A 22,726-nucleotide genomic window follows, 5' to 3' on the forward strand; every position below is an offset into this window, starting at 1 on the left:
GGGCGGGGTCCTCTTTCAGCGGCGGTGGCCCCGCGCGGCCCAGCAGGTCGCGTGCCAGTGCCGGCGCAGGTCGGCGGCGGAGTCGGTGTCCCAGGGATCGAGGTCGGAGTCGCGCGGATAGGCCGGCCAGGTCACCAGGTGCGGCGTCCCCGGGCGGATCTCCTGGTCGCAGCCGGGGCAGCGGTAGGACTTGCCGCTCGCGGCCCCGGTGAGCCGGCGCACCACCCAGTCGCCGTCCGCCGCCTCCTCCACCGTCTCGGGACGGCGCAGGGGGTCGCGGCCCGCAGGCCGCGCCCCCCTCCGACCGCTGCGCCGGGGCACCGGGTCAGCGGCGCGCCACGTCACGGGCGGCATGGTCCCGGAACCCGCGGCCGGTCTTGCGGCCCAGGTACCCGGCGGTGACCAGGTGCTCGAGCAGCGGGGCGGGCGCGAAGCCCGGCTCGCGGAACTCGGTGTACAGCTCCCGCTCGATGGCCAGGGACACGTCGAGGCCGACGACGTCCAGCAGCTCGAAGGGGCCCATCGGGTAGCCGCAGCCGACCTTCATGGCGGCGTCGATGTCGTCGGCCGTCGCGTAGTGCGCCTCGAGCATCTTCACCGCGTCGTTGAGGTAGGGGAACAGCAGTGCGTTGACGATGAAACCGGCCCGGTCGGAGCAGGAGACGGCGTGCTTGCCCAGCCGCTGGCACACCGCGTGCGCCGTGGCCGCCACGTCGGGGGCGGTCGAGATCGTGGAGACGACCTCCACCAGCTTCATCACCGTGGCCGGGTTGAAGAAGTGCATGCCGACGACGTCCTCCGGCCGACCGCTGGCCTTGGCGCACTCGATGACCGGCAGGCTGGAGGTCGTGGTGGCCAGCACCGCGCCGGGCTTGGCGATCTCGCCGAGGTTGGCGAACAGCGCCTCCTTGACCGGCAGCGACTCGACGACGGCCTCGATGACCAGGTCGCGGTCGGCGAGCTCGTCGAGGACCGTCGTCCCGCTGACCCGGGCCAGCACCTCGTCCCGCGTGGCCTCGTCGAGCCGGCCGCGCTGCACCTGCTTCTCCAGCGACTTCGCCAGCTCCCGGTGCACCGCCTCGACCTTCTCCGGCGAGCGGGCGACGAAGCGGACGTCGTAGCCGCCCTTGGCGACGACCTCGATGATGCCGGTGGCCATCGTCCCGGAGCCGACGACGCCCACCGTGGAGACCTCGCGGGCGCCCTCGGCGGCCCCGCCCTCGACCGGGGTGTGCGCATCGGGCACGACCTCGGCCGAGTCCCGGCCGGCGTAGGTGTAGAAGCCGCGGCCGGACTTCCGGCCCAGCAGGCCCGCGGTCATCATCTGCTTGATGATCGGGCTGGGCGCGTGCAACCGGTCGCGGGACTGCCGGTACATCGTCTCGAGGATCTCGTAGGCGGTGTCGATGCCGATGAGGTCCATGAGCGCCAGCGGGCCCATCGGCAGGCCGCAGCCCAGCCGCATGGCCGCGTCGATGTCCTCACGGCTGGCGTAGCGGTTCTCGTACATGGCGACCGCGTGGTTGAGGTAGCCGAACAGCAGCGCGTTGGCGATGAAGCCGGCCTTGTCGCCGATGGTGACGTCGACCTTGCCCAGCCGCGCGGCCAGCGCCTCCACGTCCTCGATCACCGACGGCTCGGTGACGACGGTGCGCACGACCTCGACCAGTTTCATGACCGGTGCCGGGTTGAAGAAGTGCATCCCGATGACCTTGCCCGGCCGCCCGGTGGCCACCGAGATCTCGGTGACCGACAGGCTCGAGGTGTTGGTGGCCAGGATGGTGTCCGGCGGGCAGATCTTGTCCAGCGCGGCGAAGATGTCGCGCTTGAGCTCCAGCCGCTCGGGCACGGCCTCGACCACCAGCTCGGCCTGCGCGAGGTCCTCCAGCGACGTGGCGAACCGGATCCGGCCGAGGATGGCGTCGCGGTCGGCGGGGTCGAGCTTGCCGCGCTCCACCGCCCGCCCGGTGGAGTGCTCCAGGTGCTCCCGCCCGCGGGCCACGGCCGCCTCGTCGACGTCCACGGCGGTCACCGACAGGCCCGCCCGGGCGAGGACCTCGGCGATGCCGGCGCCCATCGTGCCCAGCCCCACCACGCCGACCTCGGTCAGTTCTCTGGCCACGCTGCCATCTCCTCTGCGCCGCGGATGATCCGGGGCAGTCTCTCATCCGCGCCCCGCCGCCCCCGCCGCGAGCGGTGGGGGCAGGGGGTCCTCTCTCAGAAGAGCCGCTGCGTGGGGTCGTCGGTGCCCTTGAGGACGGCGTAGTCGACGGTCAGGCACTCGATGCCGCGGTCGCCGGCGAGCACCCGCGCCTGCGGCCTGATCTCCTGCGCGGCGAACACCCCGCGCACCGGCGCGAGCAGCGGGTCGCGGTTGAGCAGCTCGAGGTAGCGGGTCAGCTGCTCCACGCCGTCGATCTCGCCGCGGCGCTTGACCTCGACGGCCACGGTGGCGCCGTCGGCGTCCCGGCAGAGCAGGTCCACCGGACCGATGGCGGTCGGGTACTCACGGCGCACCAGCGACCAGCCCTGCCCGAAGGTCTCCACGTGCAGCGCGAGCAGCCGCTGCAGCTCGGCCTCGACGCCGTCCTTCTGCAGGCCCGGGTCGACGCCGAGCTCGTGGGAGCTGTCGTGCTCGACCGACTCGATGGTGATGATCAGCTGCTCGCCGGCCTTGTTGGTGACCGTCCAGGTGCCGGAGGCCCCGTCAGGACCGCTGACCAGCTCGTCCTTGAACGAGCACGGCGGGGTCATCCAGTTCAGCGGCTTGTAGGCGCGGTCGTCGGCGTGCACGGAGACCGAGCCGTCGGCCTTGACCAGCAGCAGCCGCGGCGCCATGGGCAGGTGGGCGGTCAGCCGCCCCACGTAGTCGACCGAGCAGCGGGCGATGACCAGGCGCACGGGGACCGACGGTACCGAACCGGCAACGACGGGCCCGGGACGCCGGGGGTCCCCGCGGTGGCACGGCATCCTGACCAGGTGAGACCTGCTCCGCTGACCGCCGTCCTGGCCGCGCTCGTGCTGGTGGCCGGGTGCGCCGGCGACAGCGGCCGCGACGCGGCTCCCCCGCCGACGCCCGTCCCCGACGGGCCGGGTCGGCTGGTCCTCGAGGTGGAGCACGTCGGCGGCTTCACCACCCCCGACGCGCTGGCCGCCCGGGTGCCGCTCGTCGCCGTCTACGGCGACGGCCGGGTCGTGGCGCCGGGGGCGCAGATCGAGGTCCACCCGCCGCCCGCGCTGCCCTCCCTGCAGGTGTGGCAGCTCGACGCCGAGGGGGTCCAGACCGTCGTCGACCGCGCCGTCACGGCCGGCGTGACGGACACCGCCGACCTGGGCTCGCCCCCGGTCGCCGACGCCCCGGCGACCCGCTTCACCCTCGTCACCGACGCGGGGACGTCGGTGCGCGAGGTCCCGGCGCTGTTCGAGCTGCCCGACGACAGCGGGCTCACCCCGGAGCAGCAGGCGGCACGCGGCGAGCTGCGCGGCCTGCTCGAGGTGCTCACCTCGCCCGAGCCGCTCGGCGCCACCGGCCCGGAGCCCTACGCGGCCACGGCGGTGGCGGCCGTCGCCGGGCCGTGGACGCCGCCCACCGACCCCGCGCTGCTGCAACCGGAGGCCGCCTGGCTCGGCCCCGCACTGCCCGGCGAGCCCCTCCCCGGCGGGCCGCTGACCGGCCGGGCGGGCCTGTCCTGCGTCGTTGCGCGGGGAGCCGAGGCGGAGGCCGTCCTGGCCGCGGCCGCGTCGGCGACCACGCTCACGCCGTGGGTCGCCGGCGACGGCAGCCGGTGGACGCTCACCCTGCGCCCGCTGCTGCCGCACGAGACCGGCTGCGCCGACCTCGCCGGCTGAGACGACGCGGGCCCGGCTCCTCCGGACGGGAGGGCCGGGCCCGCGGGCGGCCCCGTCCAGGGCACCGCCGTGAGCCTGCGCGCGGTGGGGAGGACGGGGTCCTTCTCAGGCGGTCACGGGCTGGCGCAGGTCGTCGTCCACCTCGACCCGGGCCACCGGGTCGGCCGTGGAGGTCGACCGGTACCGGTCCACGTCGAGGATGCCCTCGCGCTTGGCGACGATCGTCGGGACCAGCGCCTGACCGGCGACGTTCACCGCGGTCCGGCCCATGTCCAGGATCGGGTCGATCGCCAGCAGCAGGCCGACGCCGGCCAGCGGCAGGCCGAGCGTGGAGAGGGTCAGCGTCAGCATGACGACCGCGCCGGTCACCCCGGCCGTGGCCGCCGAGCCGACGACCGAGACCAGCGCGATCAGCAGGTAGTCGGTGAGGCCGAGGTCCACGCCGAAGAACTGCGCCACGAAGATCGCGGCCAGCGCCGGGTAGATCGCCGCGCAGCCGTCCATCTTCGTGGTCGCGCCCAGCGGGACGGCGAAGGACGCGTAGGACCGCGGGACCCCGAGGTTCTGCTCGGTCACCCGCTCGGTCACCGGCAGGGTGCCGATCGAGGAACGGGACACGAACGCCAGCTGGATCGCCGGCCAGGCACCGGCGAAGTACCGCAGCGGCGAGAGGCCGTGCAGCCGCAGCAGCACCGGGTAGACGACGAAGAGCACGAGCGCGAGGCCGACGTAGACCGACCCGGCGAAGACGCCGAGCGAGCCCAGGGACCCCCAGCCGTAGCTGGCCACGGCGTTGCCGATGAGCCCGACGGTGCCGACCGGGGCCAGCAGGATGACCCACCACAGCAGCTTCTGCACGATCGACAGCGCCGAGCGGGTCAGCGCCAGGAACGGCTCGGCCGGCTCGCCGACCTTGAGCGCGGCGACGCCGATCGCCACGGCCAGCACGATCAGCTGGAGCACGTTGAAGGACAGGCCGCCGTCCGCCGAGGACTGCAGGCCGAGGACGTTCGCGGGCACCAGCCCGGTGAGGAAGTCCCACCAGGAACCGGTGGTCTCGGGCGCGGCCTGGGCGGCGGCGTCGACGGAGCTGTTGCGGCCCGGCTGGGTGAGCAGGCCCAGGCCGATGCCGAGGGACACCGCGATGAGGGCGGTGATCGCGAACCACAGCAGCGTCTGCCCGGCCAGGCGGGCGGCGTTGGAGACCTGCCGGAGGTTGGCGATGCTGACGATCACCGCGGTGACGATCAGCGGCGGGACGAGGACCTTGAGCAGCGTGACGAAGGTGCTGCCGACGGTCTGCAGGGTGCTGGTCAGCCAGTTCGGCGTCCCGTCGGCGACGGGACCCATGTCCCGGGCGACGAGCCCGAGGGCGACGCCCAGCACGAGGGCGAGGAGGACCTGCGCCGCGAACGGGACGCGGCGGAGACGAGCGAGCACGGGAGTGCCTTCCAGGGACGGTGCGGAGGGGACGACGGAGCGCGCGGGCACTCAGGAGTCGGCCGTCATCCGTCCGAAGTCGAGCGCACGCCGCCGGGTGAGGTCCCACCTGTCGCGCACGTCAGAGCACAAGGCGCCCCCGCCGTCCGCCCATCCCTCCTGTGCGCAGTCTCACCGTGCGGCCCGTTGGCCCGAAGGCCCCGTCCCGGGACCCGCCCTGAGCCTGCGAAGGGTGGGGAGGACGGGGTCCTCCTACGAGCGGCGGGGCCTGCGGGGGCCCTCTTTCAGTCGGGCCAGACCGGGCGTCGCTTCTCCAGGAACGCCGACATGCCCTCGACCGCACCGGGCAGCTGGCTGGCGGCGGCCATCACCTCGACCGCCGTGGTGTAGGCGTCCCGCTCGGGCCGTCCGAGCTGGGCGTGCATCGTCTGCTTGCCCCACGCCTTGCTCGCCCGCGACCCGCGGGTGGCCCGGGCCATGAGGTCGGCGACGGCGGCGTCGAGCTCGGCGTCGGGCACCACCCGGTTGACCAGCCCCCAGTCCAGCGCGGTGGCCGCGTCGATGACGTCGCCGGTGAGCGCCAGCTCCATGGCCCGCTTGCGGCCGACGTCGCGGGCGATGGCCACCATCGGCGTGTGGCAGAACCAGCCGCCCTTGCCACCGGGCGCGGCGAAGCCGGCCGACTCGGCGGCGACGGCCAGGTCGCACGAGGCCACCAGCTGGCACCCGGCCGCGGTGGCCAGGGCGTGCACCCGGGCCAGCACCACCTGCGGGACGTCGTGCAGCGTCTGCATGAGCTCGGTGCACAGCTGCAGCAGGCTGCGCACCTCGGGAACCGGCCGGCCGGCGACGTCGGCGAAGTCGTGCCCGGCGCTGAACACGGGCCCCTCCGCGGCGATCACCAGCCCGGCCGCGTCGCTCTCCCCCACCGCCGTCACGGCGCCCAGCAGCTGGGTCAGGTGGTCCCGGGAGAGCGCGTTGCGCTTGGCCGGCCGGCACATCGTGAGGGTGACGACGTCGCCGTCCCGCTCGACCCGGGGTTCGCCCTCTGCAGTCATGGGCCGACGCTAGCCGACCGCTGCACGGGCAGGGGCGCGCCGTGCAACCGCCCACGGCCGCCCGCCTTGGCGCCGTACATGGCCTGGTCGGCCTCCTGCAGGGCCTCCTCGAAGGGTGTGCCGGGCTCGGCCATGGCGAGCCCGATGCTCGCCGAGACCCGCACGTGGCGGCGTCCGACCGCGACCCGGTCCACCAGCGCGAGGACGAGGCGCTGCCCGAACGTCGTCGCCGTCCCCTGGTCCACGCCGGGCAGGACGGCGGCGAACTCGTCGCCGCCGAGCCGCCCGACGACCGCGCCGGGCACCTCCTCCAGGTGCGTGCGGAGGCGCTCGGCGAGGCGGACGAGCACCTGGTCCCCCACGGCGTGCCCACCGCGGTCGTTGACCTCCTTGAAGTGGTCGACGTCGATGAACAGGACCGCACCGCCGCCGGTGAGCGCGGCCCGGCCCGCGTCGAGGAGGTGGGCACGGTTGGCCAGGCCGGTCAGCGGGTCCTGCCGGGCCACCCGGGTGAGGGCCCGGCGCCACCCGTCGGCGTCGGCGGCCACGGTGGTCAGCCGGTCGACGGTCTCGGCCAGGACCCTCTCCTGCTCGGCGTCGGCGTCCGGCGCCAGGTCGCCCACCGCGGTGGAGAGCAGGTCGAGGACCTCGTCCAGCGGCGCGCCGGTGGCGACGGCCTCGAGCACCCGCCCCTGGGACACCAGCAGGCGGGCGTCCCACCGGTGTGCCGCGACCTGGCGCCGCAGGGAGAGCACGCTGCGCACGAGGTGGACCTGGATCTGCAGGACGTCGAGGTCGTCCTCGGAGAAGGAGCGGACGTCGTCGTCGGAGACCCCCAGCGAGCCGAGGACGAAGCCGTCCTCGTCGATCAGGGGGACGCCGAGGTAGGAGCGGATCGCGCCGGCCGCCACCGCCGGGTTCCCGGCGAACACCGGGTGCGCCAGCGCGTCGGTCACCTCCAGCGGCTTCCGCGTCGCCACCACGTGGGCGCAGAACGACAGCTCGTCGGGGACGTTCGAGGACGGCACCCCGACGCCGATCTCGGCGGGGAAGCACTGCAGGTCCGGGCCGACGAGGTCGATCACCGCGATGGGCGCGTGCAGAGCGCGGGCCATGTGGGCCACCACGGCATCGAGGTCGGCGTCGCCGGCGTGGCCGCCGAGCCGGTAGCTGGCGATCGCGGCGAGGCGGCCGGGGTCGGCCACGGCGGGACGGGGGCTCTGCACGGGCCGGACCGTAGCGGCTGAGGTGACGATCGACACACGAGGTGACACCCCGGGTTGCCCGTGTCGCGGGACCGCTCCGGCCCTCCGAGCGGGAACGAGGACAGGGCAGGATCGCGGCATGGACCCCGTGCGCTTCGGACTGGTGGGCTACGGCTTCGGCGGCCGGTACTTCCACGCACCCCTGCTGGCGGCCGCCCCGGAGGTCGACCTGCTCGGCGTGGTGACGACGTCGGCCGAACGGCGGGCGCAGGTCGCCGCGGAGCACCCCGGCCTGCGCACCTTCGGCTCGCTCGAGGAGCTGGCCGACGCCGGCGCCGAGGCGGTGGCGATCTCCACCCCGGCGGACACGCACACCCCGCTGAGCGAGCAGGCACTGGGTCTGGACCTCGCCGTGGTCTGCGACAAGCCCTTCGCGCTGGACGCCCCGGCGGCGGAGGGGACGGTGCAGCTGGCCGCAGCCCGCCGGCTGGCGCTGGCGCCGTACCAGAACCGCCGCTGGGACTCCGACTTCCGCACCGTCCGGGCACTGGCGGACGCCGGCCGGCTCGGCACGGTGACCCGTCTCGAGTCGCGCTTCGAGCGGTTCGAGCCCGAACCGGGCCCGCCGGCCGCGGGCGGCGGCACGCTGCTGGACTTCGGCAGCCACCTGGTCGACCAGGCACTGCTGCTGCTCGGCCCGGTGACGAGCGTCTACGCCGAGTGGCGGGTGCGGGAGTCGGGCCTGGACGACGACGTCTTCGTCGCGCTCACCCACGCCGAGGGCGCCCGCTCGCACCTGTGGGGCAGCTGGAGCCAGGGCGCGCCCGGCGACCGCTTCCGGGTCAGCGGCACCGAGGGCGCCTACGTCGTCGGCGGCCCGATGGACGGGCAGGAGGCCGCGCTGCTGGCCGGGCACACGCCGGCGACGCTCGACGAGCACTGGGGTGCCGAGCCGCAGGAGCGCTGGGGCCGGCTGCGCCGTGGCGACGAGGGCGTGGTGGTGCCCACCGAGCGCGGCCGCTGGGACACCTTCTACCCGGCCTTCGCCGCCGCCGTCCGCGGGCAGGGGCCGGTGCCGGTCGACCCGCGGGACGCCGTCGCCACCGCCCGGGTGCTCGACGCGGCCCGCCGCAGCGCCACCGAGGGCACCGTGGTGGAGCTGCGAGGCTGACGTGGCCCCTCGGGTGCCGCCGTCCCCGCCGGACGACGTCCGGCCGGTCCTGCTGCGCCAGGTCTGGCGGGATGTGGCGTTCCTGCACTGGCCGCTGGACCCGGCCGTCGCGGCGCCGCTGCTGCCGCCCGGCACCCGGCCCGACGTGCTGGCCGGGGTCACCTACGTCGGCGTGGTGTCGCTGCGCATCGCGCGGACGGCTCCCGGCGTCGGTCCCGCGCTCCCGTGGGCCGGCGCCTTCGACGAGGTGAACGTACGGCTCTACTCCGTGGACGAGAGGGGTCGCCGCGGCGTCGTCTTCCTGCGCATGGACGCCGGCCGGCTGCTGCCCGTGCTGGCGGCGCGGGCGCTCCCCCGCCTGCCGTACGTGTGGTCGCGCACCCGCGTGCAGCGGGACGACGAGCCGTACGTGGTGTTCGTCGGCCGACGCCTGCGGATCGTCCTGCGCATCGGCGCGCCTGTGGAGCCCGGTCCCCTCGATGCGTTCGTGACCGCCCGCTGGGGCCTGCACACCCGCGTCGCCGGCTACACCGTGCACCTGCCGGTGGCGCACGAGCCGTGGCCCCTGCGGAGCGCCGAACTCATCGATCTCGCCGGTGATCCGCTGCAGGCAGCGGGGCTGCCCGCAGCGGCCGGCCCCCCGGTCGGCGTGCTGTTCTCGCCGGGGCTGGACGAGGTCCGCCTCGGGCCCCCGAGCCGGGTGTGAGCGCGCAGCAGCGCTCCGCCCACGCCACGACTCAGGCCGGGGGCAGGGACTCAGGCCGGGGGCAGGGACTCAGGCCGGGGCAGGGACTCAGGCCGGGGGCAGGGACTCAGGCCGGGGGCAGGACCAGGTCGTCGAGGCCGTTGGCCTCGCGGACGACGTCGACGATCTGACCCATGATGTCGGTCAGTCCGAAGTCCTTGGGCGTGAAGACGCGGGCCACGCCCTGCTCCCGCAGCCGGCGGGCGTCGCTGTCAGGGACGATCCCGCCGACGACCACGGGGACGTCGTCGAGGCCGGCGTCCCGCAGCCCCCGCAGCACCGCCGGCACCACCTGCAGGTGGGAGCCGGAGAGCACCGACAGGCCGACGACGTGCACGTCCTCCTCGACCGCGGCGCTCACGATCTGCGCCGGGGTGAGCCGGATGCCCTGGTAGACGACCTCGAAGCCGGCGTCCCGGGCGCGGACGGCGATCTGCTCGGCGCCGTTGCTGTGCCCGTCCAGGCCCGGCTTGCCGACCAGGAACCGCAGTCGCCCGCCGAGCTCCTCACCGGTGGTGCGCACCCGCTCCCGGACGTCGGCCAACGACGCGTCGGCCTCGCCACCCCCGGCGGCCGCGGCGACGCCGGTGGGTGCCCGGTACTCGCCGAACACCTCGCGCAGCACGCCGGCCCACTCCCCCGTCGTCACGCCGGCGCGGGCGCACTCCAGGGTGGCCGCCATGAGGTTCTCGTCGGTCCCGGCGACCGCGCGCAGCCGCGCGAGCGCCCGCTCGACCGGCTCCGGGTCGCGCTCGGCGCGCCACTTCTGCACCGACTCGCAGGCGGCGGTCTCCACCGCGGGGTGGACCACCTGGATGGCGGTGTCGAGGTCGGCCAGCAGCGGGTTGGGCTCCGTGGCCTCGAACCGGTTGACGCCGACGACGACGTCGTCCCCGCTCTCCATCCGGCGGCGGCGCTCGGCGAGCGAGGTGACCAGCTGGCCCTTCATGTAGCCGGACTCGACCGCGGCCACCGCGCCACCCATCTCCTGCACGCGGGCGATCTCCGCGCGGGCGCCCTCGACCAGCTCGGCCACCTTGCGCTCCACCACGACCGAGCCGGTGAACAGGTCGTCGTACTCGAGCAGGTCGGTCTCGTAGGCGAGCACCTGCTGCAGCCGCAGCGACCACTGCTGGTCCCAGGGCCGGGGCAGGCCGAGCGCCTCGTTCCAGGCCGGCAGCTGGACGGCGCGGGCGCGGGCGTCCCTGGACAGGGTGACCGCGAGCATCTCCAGCACGATCCGCTGGACGTTGTTCTCCGGCTGGGCCTCGGTGAGGCCCAGGGAGTTGACCTGCACCCCGTAGCGGAACCGCCGGTGCTTCGGGTCCTGCACGCCGTAGCGCTCCTCGGTCAGCTCGTCCCAGAGCCGGGTGAAGGCGCGCATCTTGCACATCTCCTCGACGAAGCGGACGCCCGCGTTGACGAAGAAGGAGATGCGCGCGACGACCTCGCCGAAGCGCTCCGGCGGCACCTGGCCGGAGTCGCGCACCGAGTCCAGGACGGCGATCGCGGTGCTCATCGCGTAGGCGATCTCCTGCACCGGCGTCGCCCCGGCCTCCTGCAGGTGGTAGCTGCAGATGTTGGTCGGGTTCCACTTCGGCATCGCCGACACCGTGTAGGCGACCATGTCGGTGATCAGCCGCATCGAGGGCCCGGGCGGGAAGACGTGGGTCCCCCGCGACAGGTACTCCTTGATGATGTCGTTCTGCGTCGTCCCCGCGAGCTTGCTGACGTCGTGACCGTGCTCCTCCGCGACCGCCTGGTAGAGCGCCAGCAGCCACATCGCCGTCGCGTTGATCGTCATCGACGTGTTCATCTCGTCGAGCGGGATGCCGTCGAAGAGCGCGCGCATGTCGCCGATGTGCGTGATCGGCACGCCGACCTTGCCGACCTCACCGACGGAGAGCTCGTCGTCGGGGTCGTAGCCGGTCTGCGTCGGCAGGTCGAAGGCGACCGACAGGCCGGTCTGCCCCTTGGCGAGGTTGCGCCGGTACAGCGCGTTGGACTCGGCCGGCGACGAGTGACCGGCGTAGGTGCGCATGACCCAGGGGCGGTCGCGCTCCTCCGGCCTGTGCGGGAACGGCATGCCAGCGGAGTGTAGGGGCGTTACCCGCCAGTAGAAACGACCCCTCGGGGTGTCCCCCGGTGGCACACTCGCAGGCGCCGAGGGGAGGACTGCGATGGCACCGGTGGCCGGCACGCACTACCTGGCGGGACCGGTGATCGCGTTCGCCGTGGTCGCCGGGCTCGCGCTGTTCCTGCGGTGGGCCTTCCGCAGCGACCCGCGCCGTCGTCCCCCGGCGGACGACGGGCTGCTCACCCGCGTCGCCACGCTCTCCCGGCGCGAATCGGCACTGGCGCTGCGCGCGGTGCTCTCCGACGCCGGGATCCGCTCGACCGTGCGCGTCCCCGGCCCGCACCGGGCGGAGGTGCTGGTCTTCCCCGAGGACGCCGACCGCGCCCGCGCGCTGGCCGCGTCGTTCCGACCCGGTTAGCGGGAGACCCCTCGTGCCCCCCGAACCTCGCTCCGCTCGGCTCGGGCCCCTGCACGAGGGCCGTCAACCGGGCCGCTCGACCCGCTCGATCCGGGCGCCCAGGCCGCGCAGCTGCTCGACGAAGTCGGGGTAGCCGCGGTCGACGTGGTGCACGTCCTGCACCTCGGTGACGCCGTCGGACACCAGCCCGGCCAGCACCAGCCCGGCGCCGGCCCGGATGTCGGTGGCCAGCACCGGCGCGCTGGAGAGCCGCTCGCGGCCCCGGACGACGGCGTGGTGGCCGTCGGTGCGCACCGAGGCGCCCAGCCGGACCAGCTCGTTGACGAACATGAACCGGCCCTCGAACACGTTCTCGGTGATCAGCGCCGTCCCCGTGGAGACGGCGGCCAGCGCGACCGCCATCGGCTGGAGGTCGGTCGGGAAGCCGGGGTAGGGCAGCGTGACGACGTCCACGCCGCGCGGGCGGCGGTCCATCGCCACCCGCAGCCCGTCGGGCAGCGGCTCGACCTGCGCGCCGGCGTCGCTGAGCTTGGCCAGCGCCACGGTGAGGTGGTCGGCGACGGCCCGTTCGATGACCACGTCCCCGCGGGTCATCACCGCCCCGATGGCCCAGGTGCCGGCGACGATCCGGTCGGGCACGGTCGTGTAGGTGACCGGCTGCAGCCCCGGCACGCCGTCGACGGTGATGGTCGAGGTGCCCGCGCCGTCGATCTGCGCGCCCATCGCGGTGAGCATCGCGCACAGGTCGACGATCTCCGGCTCGCGGGCGGCGTTGTCGATGACCGTCGTCCCCTCGGCGAGCACCGCGGCCATGACCAGGTTCTCCGTCGCGCCGACCGACGGGAAGTCCAGCCAGATGCTCGTGCCCTCCAGCCGCGGCGCGGTGGCCACGAGGAAGCCGTGTTCGCTCTCGATGGTGGCGCCGAGCCGCTCGAGGCCGGAGATGTGCATGTCCAGCCCGCGCGAGCCGATCGCGTCGCCGCCGGGCAGCGCCACCCTGGCCGACCCGCAGCGGGCGACGAGCGGGCCGAGCACGCTGATCGAGGCCCGCATCCGGCGCACCAGGTCGTAGTCGGTCTCCGTGGCGGGCCGGTCGGGCACGTCGACGACCAGCCGGCCACCGCCGCCGTGCGCGTGCCGCTCGTAGGTGACGTCGCACCCGAGTCGGCGCAGCACCTCGCTCATGATCGCCACGTCGAGGATGTCGGGCACCTCGTCGATGGTGGTCCGCCCGACGGCCAGCAGCGCGGCGGCCATGAGCTTGAGGGCGCTGTTCTTCGCGCCGGTCACCCGCACCCGCCCGGTCAGGGCCGTGCCGCCGGTGACCTCGAAGCACTCCACCGGCTCACCCTACGGTGGCCCCGCTGCAGGGTCCCGCCGCCGGCGCCGTCCCGAGGCTCACCCCGAGCCTGCGAGGGGCGAGGAGGACGGGGTCCTCCCACGGTGGGAGCAGCGGGGTCCTTCTCCTAGGCTCCAGACATGACCGTCCGGCTGACCCGCATCTACACGAAGACCGGCGACGCCGGCCAGACGCACCTCGGGGACATGAGCCGGGTGGCCAAGACCGACCCGCGCCTGGTCGCCTATGCCGACGTCGACGAGGCCAACAGCGTGCTCGGCGTGGCGCTGGCCCTCGGGTCGCCGACCCCGGAGCTGACCGAGCTGCTGCGCAGCGTGCAGAACGACCTGTTCGACGTCGGCGCCGACCTCTCCACCCCGGTCACGCCGGACCCGCAGTACCCGCCGCTGCGGGTGACCGCCGCCTACACCGAGCGGCTGGAAGCGGCCTGCGACACGTACAACGCCGAGCTGCCGAAGCTGTCCAGCTTCATCCTCCCCGGAGGCACGCCGCTGGCCGCGCTGCTGCACCAGGCCCGCGTCGTGACCCGGCGGGCCGAGCGCAGCGTGTGGGCGCTGCTGCAGGCCGACGCCGAGCGCACCAACGCCGAGACCGCGCGCTACCTCAACCGGCTCTCGGACCTGCTGTTCATCCTCGCGCGGGTGGCCAACCCGGGCGGTGACGTGCTGTGGGAGCCGGGCGCGCACAGCGGGGCGCACGCCCAGCGGGCCGCGGCGTCCTCGGCGGCGGAGACCCCGGCCGCCGACTGACGGAGGACCCCCGCCTCCCACTCCTCGTAGGAGGACCCCGTCCTCCCCGACCTCCGCGAGCTCGGGCTGGGACCCGGGACGGGGCCGGCGGTGACCTGGAGGAGGCCGCTCAGCGGACCGGGGGCGCGGACTCCACCCAGGAGAGGAAGCCCGTCACGGTCGAGGGGTCCATGGCCAGCTCCCGGGGCCCGGCCGCGGTGGCGCAGGAGAGGACGACGACGTCGTCGGGGAGGGCGACGTCCCCGGCATCCGCACGACGCCGGCCCTGCACGCGGAACTCGGCCCGGCACAGCCGCTGCTGCGGGCGCACCGACAGTGACAGCGCCCGGTACCAGAGCAGCGAGTCGCCGCCGTACCAGGCCACGCCCACCGACCAGCGCGGTGAGCCGGCCGACCGCAGCCACATGGTGACGGCACCGAGCCCGGAGAGCAGGAAGCGGCGGCGCAGCAGGAAGGCGACGACCAGTCCGACGAGGACCCCCACCACGACCACGACGAGCAGTTCGGTCGTCATCGGGGGCGCCGGGCGGTCAGGCGGGCGGCGGGAGGCTCAGGCGTCCTGACCGGCGGCGCGCAGTCGCGACTGGGCGCGCCTGGCGGCGGCGAGGGCATCGGGGTCGTCGCCGGCCTCCTCCGCGCGGCGCAACGCCTCGCGGGCCCGCTCGACGTCGATCTCGGAGGAGATCTCCGCGGTCTCGGCGAGGATGGAGACACCGCGGTCGGTCACCGACAGGAAGCCGCCGTGGGCCGCGACGACCATGTCCTCGCCCTCGACGGTGCGGACGGTGACGACGCCGCCCTCGGCGAGCTGGCCCAGCAGCGGCGCGTGGCCGGGCAGGACGCCGAGCTCACCCTCGGTCGTGCGGGCCACCACCATGTTGGCCTCGCCGGACCAGATCATCCGCTCGACGGCCACCAACTCGACATGCAGGGTCGCCACGACACTCCTCGGGGTCCACCGGCCGGCGGTACGGGTCGCCACGTCCGGGCTGGACACGGCGACGGGTCGGGCACACTCTAGCCGCCGTGCCCGCGCCGTCCCTGCCGAGGCCCCGTCCGGAGGCTCGTGCGAGCGGTGCGGAGGACGGGTCCTCCCTCAGGCGCAGCGGCGGTACAGCAGGGTCCAGCGGCCCACGCGCACCCAGGGACGGCGCACGGTCGAGGCCGGCGCCCAGTCCTCGGTGTGGAACTGCCGCCCGCCGACGTAGGGCACCGCCGCGGACGGCGGCCAGCTCCAGTCGGCGCCGTCCACCCGCGTCCCGGTGATGCCGTCCACGTCGTCTCTCCCGATCGCCGCCCAGCTGGTCCAGGCGTCCTCGCACGAGATCGGCACAGGGCGAGGAGCCCTTGAGGCGACTCGCACCACACCCACCCGTCCGGGCCGCCGCGCCGGGGCTACCCGCCGCACCACCGGGAAACACGGAACGGCCGGGTCCCGTTGGGGACCCGGCCGTTCTCGGCGGTGCTGGTGAAGACCCCGCCGACCCCGTCCCGGCCCCCGCCCCGAACGTGCGAGGGGTGGGGAGGACGGGGTCCTCCGACGAGTGGGGGGAGCGTGGTCCTCCGTCAGGCGCGCTTCAGCTTGTCGGCATTGCGCTCGAGGTCCTCGAGGCCACCGCACATGAAGAAGGCCTGCTCCGGCACGTTGTCGTACTCGCCGTCGGTGATCGCCTTGAACGCCTGCAGCGTCTCCGACACCGGCACGAACGAGCCCGGCTGACCGGTGAAGGCCTCGGCGACGAACATGTTCTGCGAGAGGAAGCGCTCGACGCGCCGGGCCCGGTTGACCGTGACCTTGTCCTCCTCGGAGAGCTCGTCGATGCCGAGGATCGCGATGATGTCCTGCAGCTCCTGGTAGCGCTGCAGCACCTGCTTCACCCTCTGGGCGATCGCGTAGTGCTCCTGCCCGATGTACTGCGGGTCGAGGATCCGGCTGGTGGAGTCCAGCGGGTCCACGGCCGGGTAGATGCCCTTCTCCGAGATCGGCCGGCTGAGCACGGTCGTCGCGTCGAGGTGGGCGAAGGTGGTGTGCGGCGCCGGGTCGGTGATGTCGTCGGCGGGCACGTAGATGGCCTGCATCGAGGTGATGGAGTGGCCGCGGGTCGAGGTGATCCGCTCCTGCAGCTCGCCCATCTCGTCGGCCAGGGTCGGCTGGTACCCCACGGCGGAGGGCATGCGGCCCAGCAGCGTGGAGACCTCGGACCCGGCCTGGGTGAACCGGAAGATGTTGTCGATGAAGAGCAGCACGTCCTGGTTCTGCTCGTCGCGGAAGTACTCCGCCATCGTCAGCGCGGAGAGCGCCACCCGCAGGCGGGTGCCCGGCGGCTCGTCCATCTGGCCGAAGACCAGCGCGGTGGACTCGATGACGCCGGACTCGGTCATCTCGGTGATGAGGTCGTTGCCCTCGCGGGTGCGCTCGCCGACGCCGGCGAACACCGACACGCCACCGAACTCCTGGGCGACGCGGCGGATCATCTCCTGGATGAGCACCGTCTTGCCCACGCCGGCGCCACCGAACAGGCCGATCTTCCCGCCGGCCACGTAGGGGGTCAGCAGGTCGATGACCTTGATGCCGGTCTCCAGCATCTCGGTGCGGCCCTCGAGCTGGTCGAACCGCGGCGCGTGCCGGTGGATCTCCCAGCGCGGTGCGTCGGTGCCGTAGCCAGGGGTGTCCAGGCACTGGCCGAGCGCGTTCCACACGTGGCCGGTGGTCACGTCACCGACGGGCACGGAGATCGCGGAGCCGGTGTCCCGCACCTCGGCACCCCGGACCAGGCCGTCGGTGGGCTGCATGGAGATGGTGCGGACCACGTTGTCACCCAGGTGCTGGGCGACCTCGAGGGTCAGCGTCTTGCCCAGGTCGGCGAGGGTGACCTCGACCTGCAGGGCGTTGAACAGGTCGGGCATCGCGTCGCGCGGGAACTCGACGTCGACGACCGGCCCGGTGACCCGGACGACGCGGCCGGTCGTCTGGGTGGTCGGACGGTCCTCGGTGACGGTCATCTGTACTGCTCTCCTGCCCTCGGCCTTGCGTTGGTCCGCGTCTTCGGTGTCCCTGCCGCGGGAGCGGCGGGGGTGGGGTCAGTCGTCGGCGCCCGCGGACACCAGCGCGTCCGCACCGCCGACGATCTCGCTGATCTCCTGGGTGATCTCGGCCTGGCGAGCCTGGTTCGCCTGCCGCGAGAGGTTCTTCGCCAGTTCCTCGGCGTTGTCCGAGGCCGACTTCATGGCCCGTCGCCGCGACGCCGACTCCGACGCCGCCGACTCCAGCATCGCCGCGAAGATCCGCGTCGTCACGTACTTCGGCAGCAGGGCGTCGAGGAGGGCGTCAGGCGAGGGCTCGAACTCGTAGGACGTCGGGACGCCGGAGTCGCCGGTGGTGACGCCGCTCTCCCGGTCCTCCCGCTCGTAGTCGAACTCCTCGACCTCCTCGACCTCCAGCGGGGCCATCCGCTTGGCGACCGGGACCTGCGCGAGCAGCGACCGGAACTCGGTGTAGACGATGTGCAGCTCGTCCACGCCGAGGACGCCGTCGGCGCCGGCACCGGTCTCGTCGTCGTCCTCACCGGCGGTGAAGGCGGCGATGAGCTCCTCCCCCACCCGCTGCGCGTCGGTGTAGTTCGGCTGCTCCGAGAACCCGGTGAAGGTCTCGGCCACCGGGCGGTTGCGGAAGGAGTAGTAGGTCTCCCCCTTCCGGCCCACCACGTAGAGGACCGGCTCCTTGCCCTCCTGACGGAGCAGCGAGAGCAGCTCCTCGGTCCGGCGCAGCACGTTGACGTTGTACGAGCCGGCGAAGCCGCGGTCGGAGGTGATGACCAGCACCGCCGCCCGCCGCGCGTCCTGCCGCTCGGTCAGCAGCGGGTGGTCCAGCGACGCCGAACTCGCGAGGGCCGACAGCACCCGGGTGATCTCCCGGGCGTAGGGCTTGGAGGCCTCCACCCGGGCCTGGGCGCGCACGATGCGGGCGCCGGCGATCAGCTCCTGCGCCGAGAAGATCTTCTTCGTCGACTGCGTGGAGCGGATGCGGCGCCGCAGCGCGCGGAGGTTGCCGGCCACGGTCAGGCGCTCCGCTTGACCTGGACGCGCTCCTGGCCGCGCTCGGACGCGTCCATGGCCTCGGCCTCGTCCTCGTTGATGCGCAGCGTGCCGCCGTCGGAGGTCTGGAACTGGCCGTAGAACTCCTCGACGGCCCGCTCCAGGCCCTGGACGGCGTCGTCCCCGAGGGCCTTGCTCTGCCGGATCCCGTCGAAGACGCCGCCGTGGTTGCGGGCGACGTAGTCGAGGAACTCGGCCTCGAAGCGACGCACCTCCGGCACCGGCACCTTGTCCAGCTTGCCGGTGGTGCCCAGCCAGATGGAGGCGACCTCGCGCTCCACCGGGTAGGGCTGGTACTGGCCCTGCTTGAGCAGCTCGACCAGGCGCTGGCCGCGCTCGAGCGTCGCGCGGCTGGAGGCGTCGAGGTCGGAGGAGAACGAGGCGAAGGCCTCGAGCTCGCGGTACTGGGCCAGGTCCAGCCGCAGCCGGCCGGCGACGGACTTCATGGCCTTGATCTGCGCCGAGCCACCCACGCGGGAGACCGAGATGCCGACGTTGATCGCCGGGCGGACACCGGAGTTGAACAGACCCGTCTCGAGGAAGATCTGCCCGTCGGTGATCGAGATGACGTTGGTCGGGATGTAGGCCGACACGTCGTTGCCCTTGGTCTCGATGAGCGGCAGACCCGTCATCGACCCGGCACCCAGCTCGTCGGAGAGCTTCGCGCAGCGCTCCAGCAGCCGGGAGTGGAGGTAGAAGACGTCGCCGGGGTAGGCCTCACGGCCCGGCGGACGGCGCAGCAGCAGCGAGACCGCGCGGTAGGCCTCGGCCTGCTTGGACAGGTCGTCGAAGACGATCAGGACGTGCTTGCCCTCGTACATCCAGTGCTGGCCGATGGCCGAGCCGGTGTAGGGGGCGATGTACTTGAAGCCCGCTGCCTCGGAGGCGGGTGCCGCGACGATGGTCGTGTACTCCATCGCGCCGGCCTCCTCGAGGGAGGCGCGGATGGCCGCGATCGTCGAGCCCTTCTGGCCGACGGCGACGTAGATGCAGCGGACCTGCTGGCTCGGGTCGCCGGTGGCCCAGGCCTGCTTCTGGTTGATGATCGTATCGGTGACGATCGCGGTCTTCCCGGTCTGCCGGTCACCGATGACCAGCTGGCGCTGGCCGCGGCCGATCGGCGTCATGGCGTCGATGGCCTTGATGCCGGTCTGCATCGGCTCGTGCACCGACTGCCGCTGGACGACGGTCGGGGCCTGCAGCTCCAGCGCCCGGCGGCCGGTGGTGGCGATCGGGCCGGCGCCGTCGATCGGGTTGCCCAGCGGGTCGACCACGCGGCCGAGGTAGCCGTCGCCGACCGGCACGGAGAGGACCTCGCCGGTCCGGCGGACCTGCTGGCCCTCCTCGATGCCGGCGTAGTCGCCGAGGATGACGACGCCGACCTCACGGACGTCGAGGTTCAGCGCCAGGCCGCGGACGCCGCTCTCGAACTCGAGCAGCTCGTTGGTCATGACCGAGGGCAGGCCCTCGACGCGGGCGATGCCGTCGCCGGCCTCGGTGACGATCCCGACCTCTTCCCGCGACACGTCGGGCGAGTACTCGGTGACGTAGTTCTGGATGGCACTGCGGATCTCGTCAGCGGAGATCGTCAGCTCGGCCATGGCGTGGTGTCCTCTTCCCTGCTGGGTGGTGTCTGAGTGGGAGCCGGTCAGCCGACGAGCCGTCGGCCGGCGGCCTCGAGACGGTGGGCGATGCTGCCGTTGATGACCTCGTCACCGACGCGGATGACCAGGCCCCCGAGCACGCTCGGGTCGACGGTCACCTGGAGGCCGATCGGGCGGTGGTAGAGGCGGCCGAGGAGCTCGGCCAGCCGGCGCTCCTGCGCGTCGGTCAGCGCCACGGCGGTCGTCACGTGCGCCACCGACTGACCGCGACGGGTCGAGGCCGCCTCGGAGAGGCGCTCGACGACGTTCTCGGCGTTGCCGATGGCCCGCCCGGTGAGGTGGTTGCGCAGCAGCATCGCGGAGATCGGGCTGACCCGCCCTGCGAGCAGCCGGTCCAGCAGCGCGGTCTTGCCGGCGGCCGGAGCGGTGCGGTCGCTGAGGATCCGGGACAGTTCCGCATCCCCTGCGACGATACGCCCGAAGCGGAACAGCTCGTCCTCGACGCCGTCGAGCTCACCGCGGGCGTCCGCGGCGTCCAGCGCGGCGTCCGTGGCCAGGGTCTCGGTCGCCTCCACCAGGTCCAGCGGCCGCGACCAGCGCTGCCGCGCCGCGGTCTCGACCAGGTCGAGCGTGGCCTCGGAGACCCGGCCGGACAGCAGCCGCCGCGCGACGCCGGCCCGGTCCGCCGGGCTGCCCGACGGGTCCGACAGCGCCCGGCGCAGCGCGACCTGCCCGTCGAGCAGGCGCGCGACGGCGAACAGCTCGTCGGCCAGGGCCGCGAGCTCCTCGGGGGTCGCGGCCCGCTCCTGACCGGTCAGGCGGTCGCGCGCCCGCTCCAGCAGACCGGAGGCCGGCCGGGTGATCTCGCCGAGCCGGTCCCGGACGACCGCCAGCGCCTCGCGGCTGGAGGCATCCATCAGCGGTCGCCCTGCACGTACACGGAGCTGCCCGTGGCACCGCCCCGGCCGTCCGGCGAGGCACCGGCGGCCATGCCGTCGAGCTGGTCGAGGAACCGGTCGACGGTGCCGCTGCGACGCGCCTGGTCCTCGAGGGACTCGCCGACCACGCGGCTGGCCAGGTCGACCGCGAGCGCGCCGATCTCGCCGCGCAGCTGGTTGACGACCTGCTGCCGCGAGGCCGACAGCTGCTCCTCGCCGCGGGCGATGATCCGCGCCGACTCCTCCTGCGCCTGGGCCCGCAGCTCCTCGAGGATCTGCTGGCCCTCGGCACGGGCCTGGTCGCGGATCTGCGCGGCCTCGGTGCGCGCCTCGGCCAGCTGGGCGCGGTACTGCTCCAGCGCCGCCTGGGCCTCGGCCTGCATGGTCTCGGCCCGCTCGATGCCGCCCTCGATCGCCTCGCGGCGGGCCCGGAAGACCTGCTCGAACCGCGGCCAGACGAACCTGGCCAGGACGAAGAAGGCGATCGCGAAGGTGATCGTCCCGATGATGATCTCCCCCACGGGGGGGAGCAGCGGGTTGGCCGACTCCGCAGCCTGGATGCTCATGCTCTGCACGTCCCTACGTCAGAGGAGTCCGGACGGGACTCAGGTCAGCCGGCGTTGCCCGGCCCGAAGATGAAGGGGACGACCAGGCCGATGAGCGCCAGCGCCTCGGAGAGCGCGGCGCCGAGGAAGGCGTAGGTCCGGGTCAGGCCGGCCGACTCGGGCTGGCGGGCGGTCGCCTGGATGTAGGCGGCCCAGACGATGCCGACGCCGATGCCCGGGCCGATGGCGGCGAGGCCGTAGCCGACCGAACCGATGCTGCCGACGAGCTCTGCCATGACGTCCATGCGGGGTGGTTCCTCCTGTGTCGGTCGCCCGGGGGGTCCCCGGGCGGCTGGCTGGGGGTGGTACGGGGTGGTGCGGTCAGTGAGCGGGCTCGACGGCGCCGTTGAGGTAGGTCGCCGTGAGGACGACGAAGACGTAGGCCTGCAGGACGATGACCAGCAACTCGAAGAAGGTCATGACCAGCGCCATGAGGAAGGAGGCCGCGCCGAAGAGGGGCATGATCCCGCCGGCGGTGAGCAGGTACACCGCGCCGAGCGAGAAGACGACCAGCAGCATGTGGCCGGCGAACATGTTGGCGAAGAGCCGGACCGCCAGGGTGAACGGGCGGATCACGAAGACCTGCAGCAGCTCGATCGGCGTGACGAGGATGAGGGCCCCGATCGGCACGCCGGGCGGGACGGCGGCGTCCTTGAAGTAGCGCGCGGCCCCCTGCTCGCGGATGCCGATGTAGTTGTAGAGGACCCACACGATCACCGCGAGGACCAGCGGGAAGGCGAACCTGGAGTTCGGCGAGATCTGCGCGAACGGGACGATGCTCATGAAGTTGTTCGCGAGGATGAAGAAGAACAGCGACGCGAGGAACGGCGCGAACGGCAGGCCCTTGGGGCCGATGACGTCGCGGGCCATGCCGTCGCGGACCAGCGAGTAGCCGCTCTCACCGATGTACTGGAGCTTGCCGGGGACCACCGACACCTTGCGCGCGGCGAGCACCAGCAGCGCGAGGATCGCCGCGGTCGCGATCCACATGATGATCGTGATCCGGGTGATCTCGAAGTCGATGCCCAGGACCGAGAACTCGGCGACGGCCGGCGGGTAGAACTCGGCGATCGTCGGCGACTGGAAGCCACCCTCACCGCCACCTTCGGCGGCGAGTACGTCGACGAGCGCGTGGGCGCTGGAGGTCACCGTTGTCCCTTCTGCGTCCTGGTCGGGCTGCGGCGCCCGCCCCGGGTGGAGCCGGTGCGCCCGGACCCCTCGGTCGGGGGCAGGGCGCCGTACTTGACGACCACCAGGTAGATGGCCACCGTCAGGCCGAGGAGCACACCGATGAGGGCGACGAAGCGCGTGCCCCACCAGCGGTCGAGCAGCAGCCCGACCCCGCCCCACACGATGATCCCCGAGAGCATGGTCCCGGTGATGCTCCACCCGATGTCGGCCCCGCTGGGCTG

At 73.5% G+C, this 22,726-nt stretch carries 24 protein-coding genes; 5 read left to right on the forward strand and 19 right to left on the reverse strand.

Annotated features, from left to right (window positions below; genetic code table 11):
- Nucleotides 1–15: 15 nt before the first annotated feature.
- From ACI79G_RS02190 to nucS, 3 genes are all read right to left on the reverse strand, one after another.
- Entirely contained in the window at nt 16–345 is a 330-nt protein-coding gene (locus tag ACI79G_RS02190; RefSeq protein ID WP_456879294.1) for a hypothetical protein, read from the reverse strand.
- Nucleotides 326–2,122: a 3-hydroxyacyl-CoA dehydrogenase family protein gene (locus ACI79G_RS02195; RefSeq protein WP_456879296.1), complete on the reverse strand. Its 1,797-nt coding sequence runs from the start codon at nt 2,120–2,122 to the stop codon at nt 326–328. The genes ACI79G_RS02190 and ACI79G_RS02195 overlap by 20 nt, the downstream gene beginning before the upstream one ends.
- A gap of 95 nt (nt 2,123–2,217) precedes the next feature.
- Nucleotides 2,218–2,901: an endonuclease NucS gene (nucS, locus tag ACI79G_RS02200; RefSeq protein ID WP_456879298.1), complete on the reverse strand. Its 684-nt coding sequence runs from the start codon at nt 2,899–2,901 to the stop codon at nt 2,218–2,220.
- 78 nt (nt 2,902–2,979) lie between these two features.
- On the opposite strand from nucS, the gene ACI79G_RS02205 reads away from it, so the two are divergent.
- Complete coding sequence (locus tag ACI79G_RS02205; protein ID WP_456879299.1) at nt 2,980–3,849, forward strand: hypothetical protein; 870 nt, start codon at nt 2,980–2,982, stop codon at nt 3,847–3,849.
- A 105-nt stretch (nt 3,850–3,954) separates the two neighbouring features.
- On the opposite strand, the gene ACI79G_RS02210 is transcribed toward ACI79G_RS02205, so the two are convergent.
- The 3 genes from ACI79G_RS02210 to ACI79G_RS02220 all read right to left on the reverse strand — a co-directional run bounded on the left by ACI79G_RS02210 (nt 3,955) and on the right by ACI79G_RS02220 (nt 7,573).
- Nucleotides 3,955–5,289 carry a dicarboxylate/amino acid:cation symporter gene (locus tag ACI79G_RS02210; protein ID WP_456879300.1) on the reverse strand — a complete coding sequence of 445 codons (1,335 nt, stop codon included), beginning with the start codon at nt 5,287–5,289 and terminating at the stop codon, nt 3,955–3,957.
- Nucleotides 5,290–5,573: 284 nt separating this feature from the next.
- Nucleotides 5,574–6,347 carry an enoyl-CoA hydratase-related protein gene (locus ACI79G_RS02215; RefSeq protein ID WP_456879301.1) on the reverse strand — a complete coding sequence of 258 codons (774 nt, stop codon included), beginning with the start codon at nt 6,345–6,347 and terminating at the stop codon, nt 5,574–5,576.
- Entirely contained in the window at nt 6,344–7,573 is a 1,230-nt protein-coding gene (locus ACI79G_RS02220) for a diguanylate cyclase domain-containing protein (protein ID WP_456879302.1), read from the reverse strand. The genes ACI79G_RS02215 and ACI79G_RS02220 overlap by 4 nt, the downstream gene beginning before the upstream one ends.
- Before the next feature lie 118 nt (nt 7,574–7,691).
- Here ACI79G_RS02220 and ACI79G_RS02225 point away from each other — a divergent pair, with 118 nt between their 5' ends.
- Both ACI79G_RS02225 and ACI79G_RS02230 read left to right on the forward strand, forming a co-directional pair.
- On the forward strand, nt 7,692–8,723 hold the full coding sequence (locus ACI79G_RS02225) for a Gfo/Idh/MocA family protein (RefSeq protein ID WP_456879303.1): 1,032 nt from the start codon (nt 7,692–7,694) through the stop codon (nt 8,721–8,723).
- A 1-nt stretch (nt 8,724) separates the two neighbouring features.
- Nucleotides 8,725–9,429, forward strand: coding sequence for a YqjF family protein (locus ACI79G_RS02230; RefSeq protein ID WP_456879304.1), 705 nt, complete (start codon nt 8,725–8,727; stop codon nt 9,427–9,429).
- A gap of 106 nt (nt 9,430–9,535) precedes the next feature.
- On the opposite strand, the gene ACI79G_RS02235 is transcribed toward ACI79G_RS02230, so the two are convergent.
- Complete coding sequence (locus tag ACI79G_RS02235) at nt 9,536–11,554, reverse strand: protein meaA (protein WP_456879305.1); 2,019 nt, start codon at nt 11,552–11,554, stop codon at nt 9,536–9,538.
- 94 nt (nt 11,555–11,648) lie between these two features.
- Between ACI79G_RS02235 and ACI79G_RS02240 the strand changes: the two genes are divergently transcribed.
- Nucleotides 11,649–11,963, forward strand: a complete 315-nt coding sequence (locus ACI79G_RS02240) for a hypothetical protein (RefSeq protein WP_091212673.1) — start codon at nt 11,649–11,651, stop codon at nt 11,961–11,963.
- Between the two features lie 63 nt (nt 11,964–12,026).
- Here ACI79G_RS02240 and murA read toward each other — a convergent pair whose 3' ends face one another.
- Nucleotides 12,027–13,304 carry a UDP-N-acetylglucosamine 1-carboxyvinyltransferase gene (gene murA / locus ACI79G_RS02245; RefSeq protein ID WP_456879307.1) on the reverse strand — a complete coding sequence of 426 codons (1,278 nt, stop codon included), beginning with the start codon at nt 13,302–13,304 and terminating at the stop codon, nt 12,027–12,029.
- Nucleotides 13,305–13,442: 138 nt separating this feature from the next.
- Between murA and ACI79G_RS02250 the strand changes: the two genes are divergently transcribed.
- Nucleotides 13,443–14,072: a cob(I)yrinic acid a,c-diamide adenosyltransferase gene (locus tag ACI79G_RS02250; RefSeq protein ID WP_456879309.1), complete on the forward strand. Its 630-nt coding sequence runs from the start codon at nt 13,443–13,445 to the stop codon at nt 14,070–14,072.
- Nucleotides 14,073–14,181: 109 nt separating this feature from the next.
- Here ACI79G_RS02250 and ACI79G_RS02255 read toward each other — a convergent pair whose 3' ends face one another.
- The 11 genes from ACI79G_RS02255 to ACI79G_RS02305 all read right to left on the reverse strand — a co-directional run bounded on the left by ACI79G_RS02255 (nt 14,182) and on the right by ACI79G_RS02305 (nt 22,684).
- The gene (locus tag ACI79G_RS02255; RefSeq protein ID WP_456879310.1) at nt 14,182–14,586 is read right to left on the reverse strand and encodes a DUF2550 domain-containing protein; all 405 of its coding nucleotides are present in this window, start codon (nt 14,584–14,586) and stop codon (nt 14,182–14,184) included.
- A 36-nt stretch (nt 14,587–14,622) separates the two neighbouring features.
- Nucleotides 14,623–15,012, reverse strand: a complete 390-nt coding sequence (locus tag ACI79G_RS02260) for a F0F1 ATP synthase subunit epsilon (protein WP_091212683.1) — start codon at nt 15,010–15,012, stop codon at nt 14,623–14,625.
- Between the two features lie 156 nt (nt 15,013–15,168).
- Nucleotides 15,169–15,348, reverse strand: a complete 180-nt coding sequence (locus ACI79G_RS02265) for a hypothetical protein (RefSeq protein ID WP_091212685.1) — start codon at nt 15,346–15,348, stop codon at nt 15,169–15,171.
- Nucleotides 15,349–15,638: 290 nt separating this feature from the next.
- Complete coding sequence (gene atpD / locus ACI79G_RS02270) at nt 15,639–17,075, reverse strand: F0F1 ATP synthase subunit beta (RefSeq protein ID WP_456879312.1); 1,437 nt, start codon at nt 17,073–17,075, stop codon at nt 15,639–15,641.
- A gap of 78 nt (nt 17,076–17,153) precedes the next feature.
- A complete protein-coding gene (locus tag ACI79G_RS02275; RefSeq protein WP_456879314.1) occupies nt 17,154–18,128 on the reverse strand; it encodes a F0F1 ATP synthase subunit gamma in 975 nt (324 codons plus the stop codon).
- 2 nt (nt 18,129–18,130) lie between these two features.
- Nucleotides 18,131–19,768, reverse strand: a complete 1,638-nt coding sequence (gene atpA / locus ACI79G_RS02280; RefSeq protein WP_456879316.1) for a F0F1 ATP synthase subunit alpha — start codon at nt 19,766–19,768, stop codon at nt 18,131–18,133.
- A 47-nt stretch (nt 19,769–19,815) separates the two neighbouring features.
- The gene (locus tag ACI79G_RS02285) at nt 19,816–20,688 is read right to left on the reverse strand and encodes a F0F1 ATP synthase subunit delta (RefSeq protein WP_456879318.1); all 873 of its coding nucleotides are present in this window, start codon (nt 20,686–20,688) and stop codon (nt 19,816–19,818) included.
- Nucleotides 20,688–21,275 (reverse strand): F0F1 ATP synthase subunit B, encoded by a 588-nt coding sequence (locus tag ACI79G_RS02290; protein WP_456879320.1) that lies wholly within the window; start codon nt 21,273–21,275, stop codon nt 20,688–20,690. The genes ACI79G_RS02285 and ACI79G_RS02290 overlap by 1 nt, the downstream gene beginning before the upstream one ends.
- 44 nt (nt 21,276–21,319) lie before the next feature.
- On the reverse strand, nt 21,320–21,559 hold the full coding sequence (gene atpE / locus ACI79G_RS02295; RefSeq protein WP_100498270.1) for an ATP synthase F0 subunit C: 240 nt from the start codon (nt 21,557–21,559) through the stop codon (nt 21,320–21,322).
- A 76-nt stretch (nt 21,560–21,635) separates the two neighbouring features.
- Nucleotides 21,636–22,463: a F0F1 ATP synthase subunit A gene (gene atpB, locus ACI79G_RS02300; RefSeq protein ID WP_456879322.1), complete on the reverse strand. Its 828-nt coding sequence runs from the start codon at nt 22,461–22,463 to the stop codon at nt 21,636–21,638.
- Nucleotides 22,460–22,684, reverse strand: coding sequence for a hypothetical protein (locus ACI79G_RS02305; RefSeq protein WP_456879323.1), 225 nt, complete (start codon nt 22,682–22,684; stop codon nt 22,460–22,462). Before ACI79G_RS02305 ends, atpB begins: the two co-directional genes overlap by 4 nt.
- Between the last annotated feature and the right edge of the window lie 42 nt (nt 22,685–22,726).

Source organism: Geodermatophilus sp. SYSU D00779 (genome assembly GCF_054050595.1).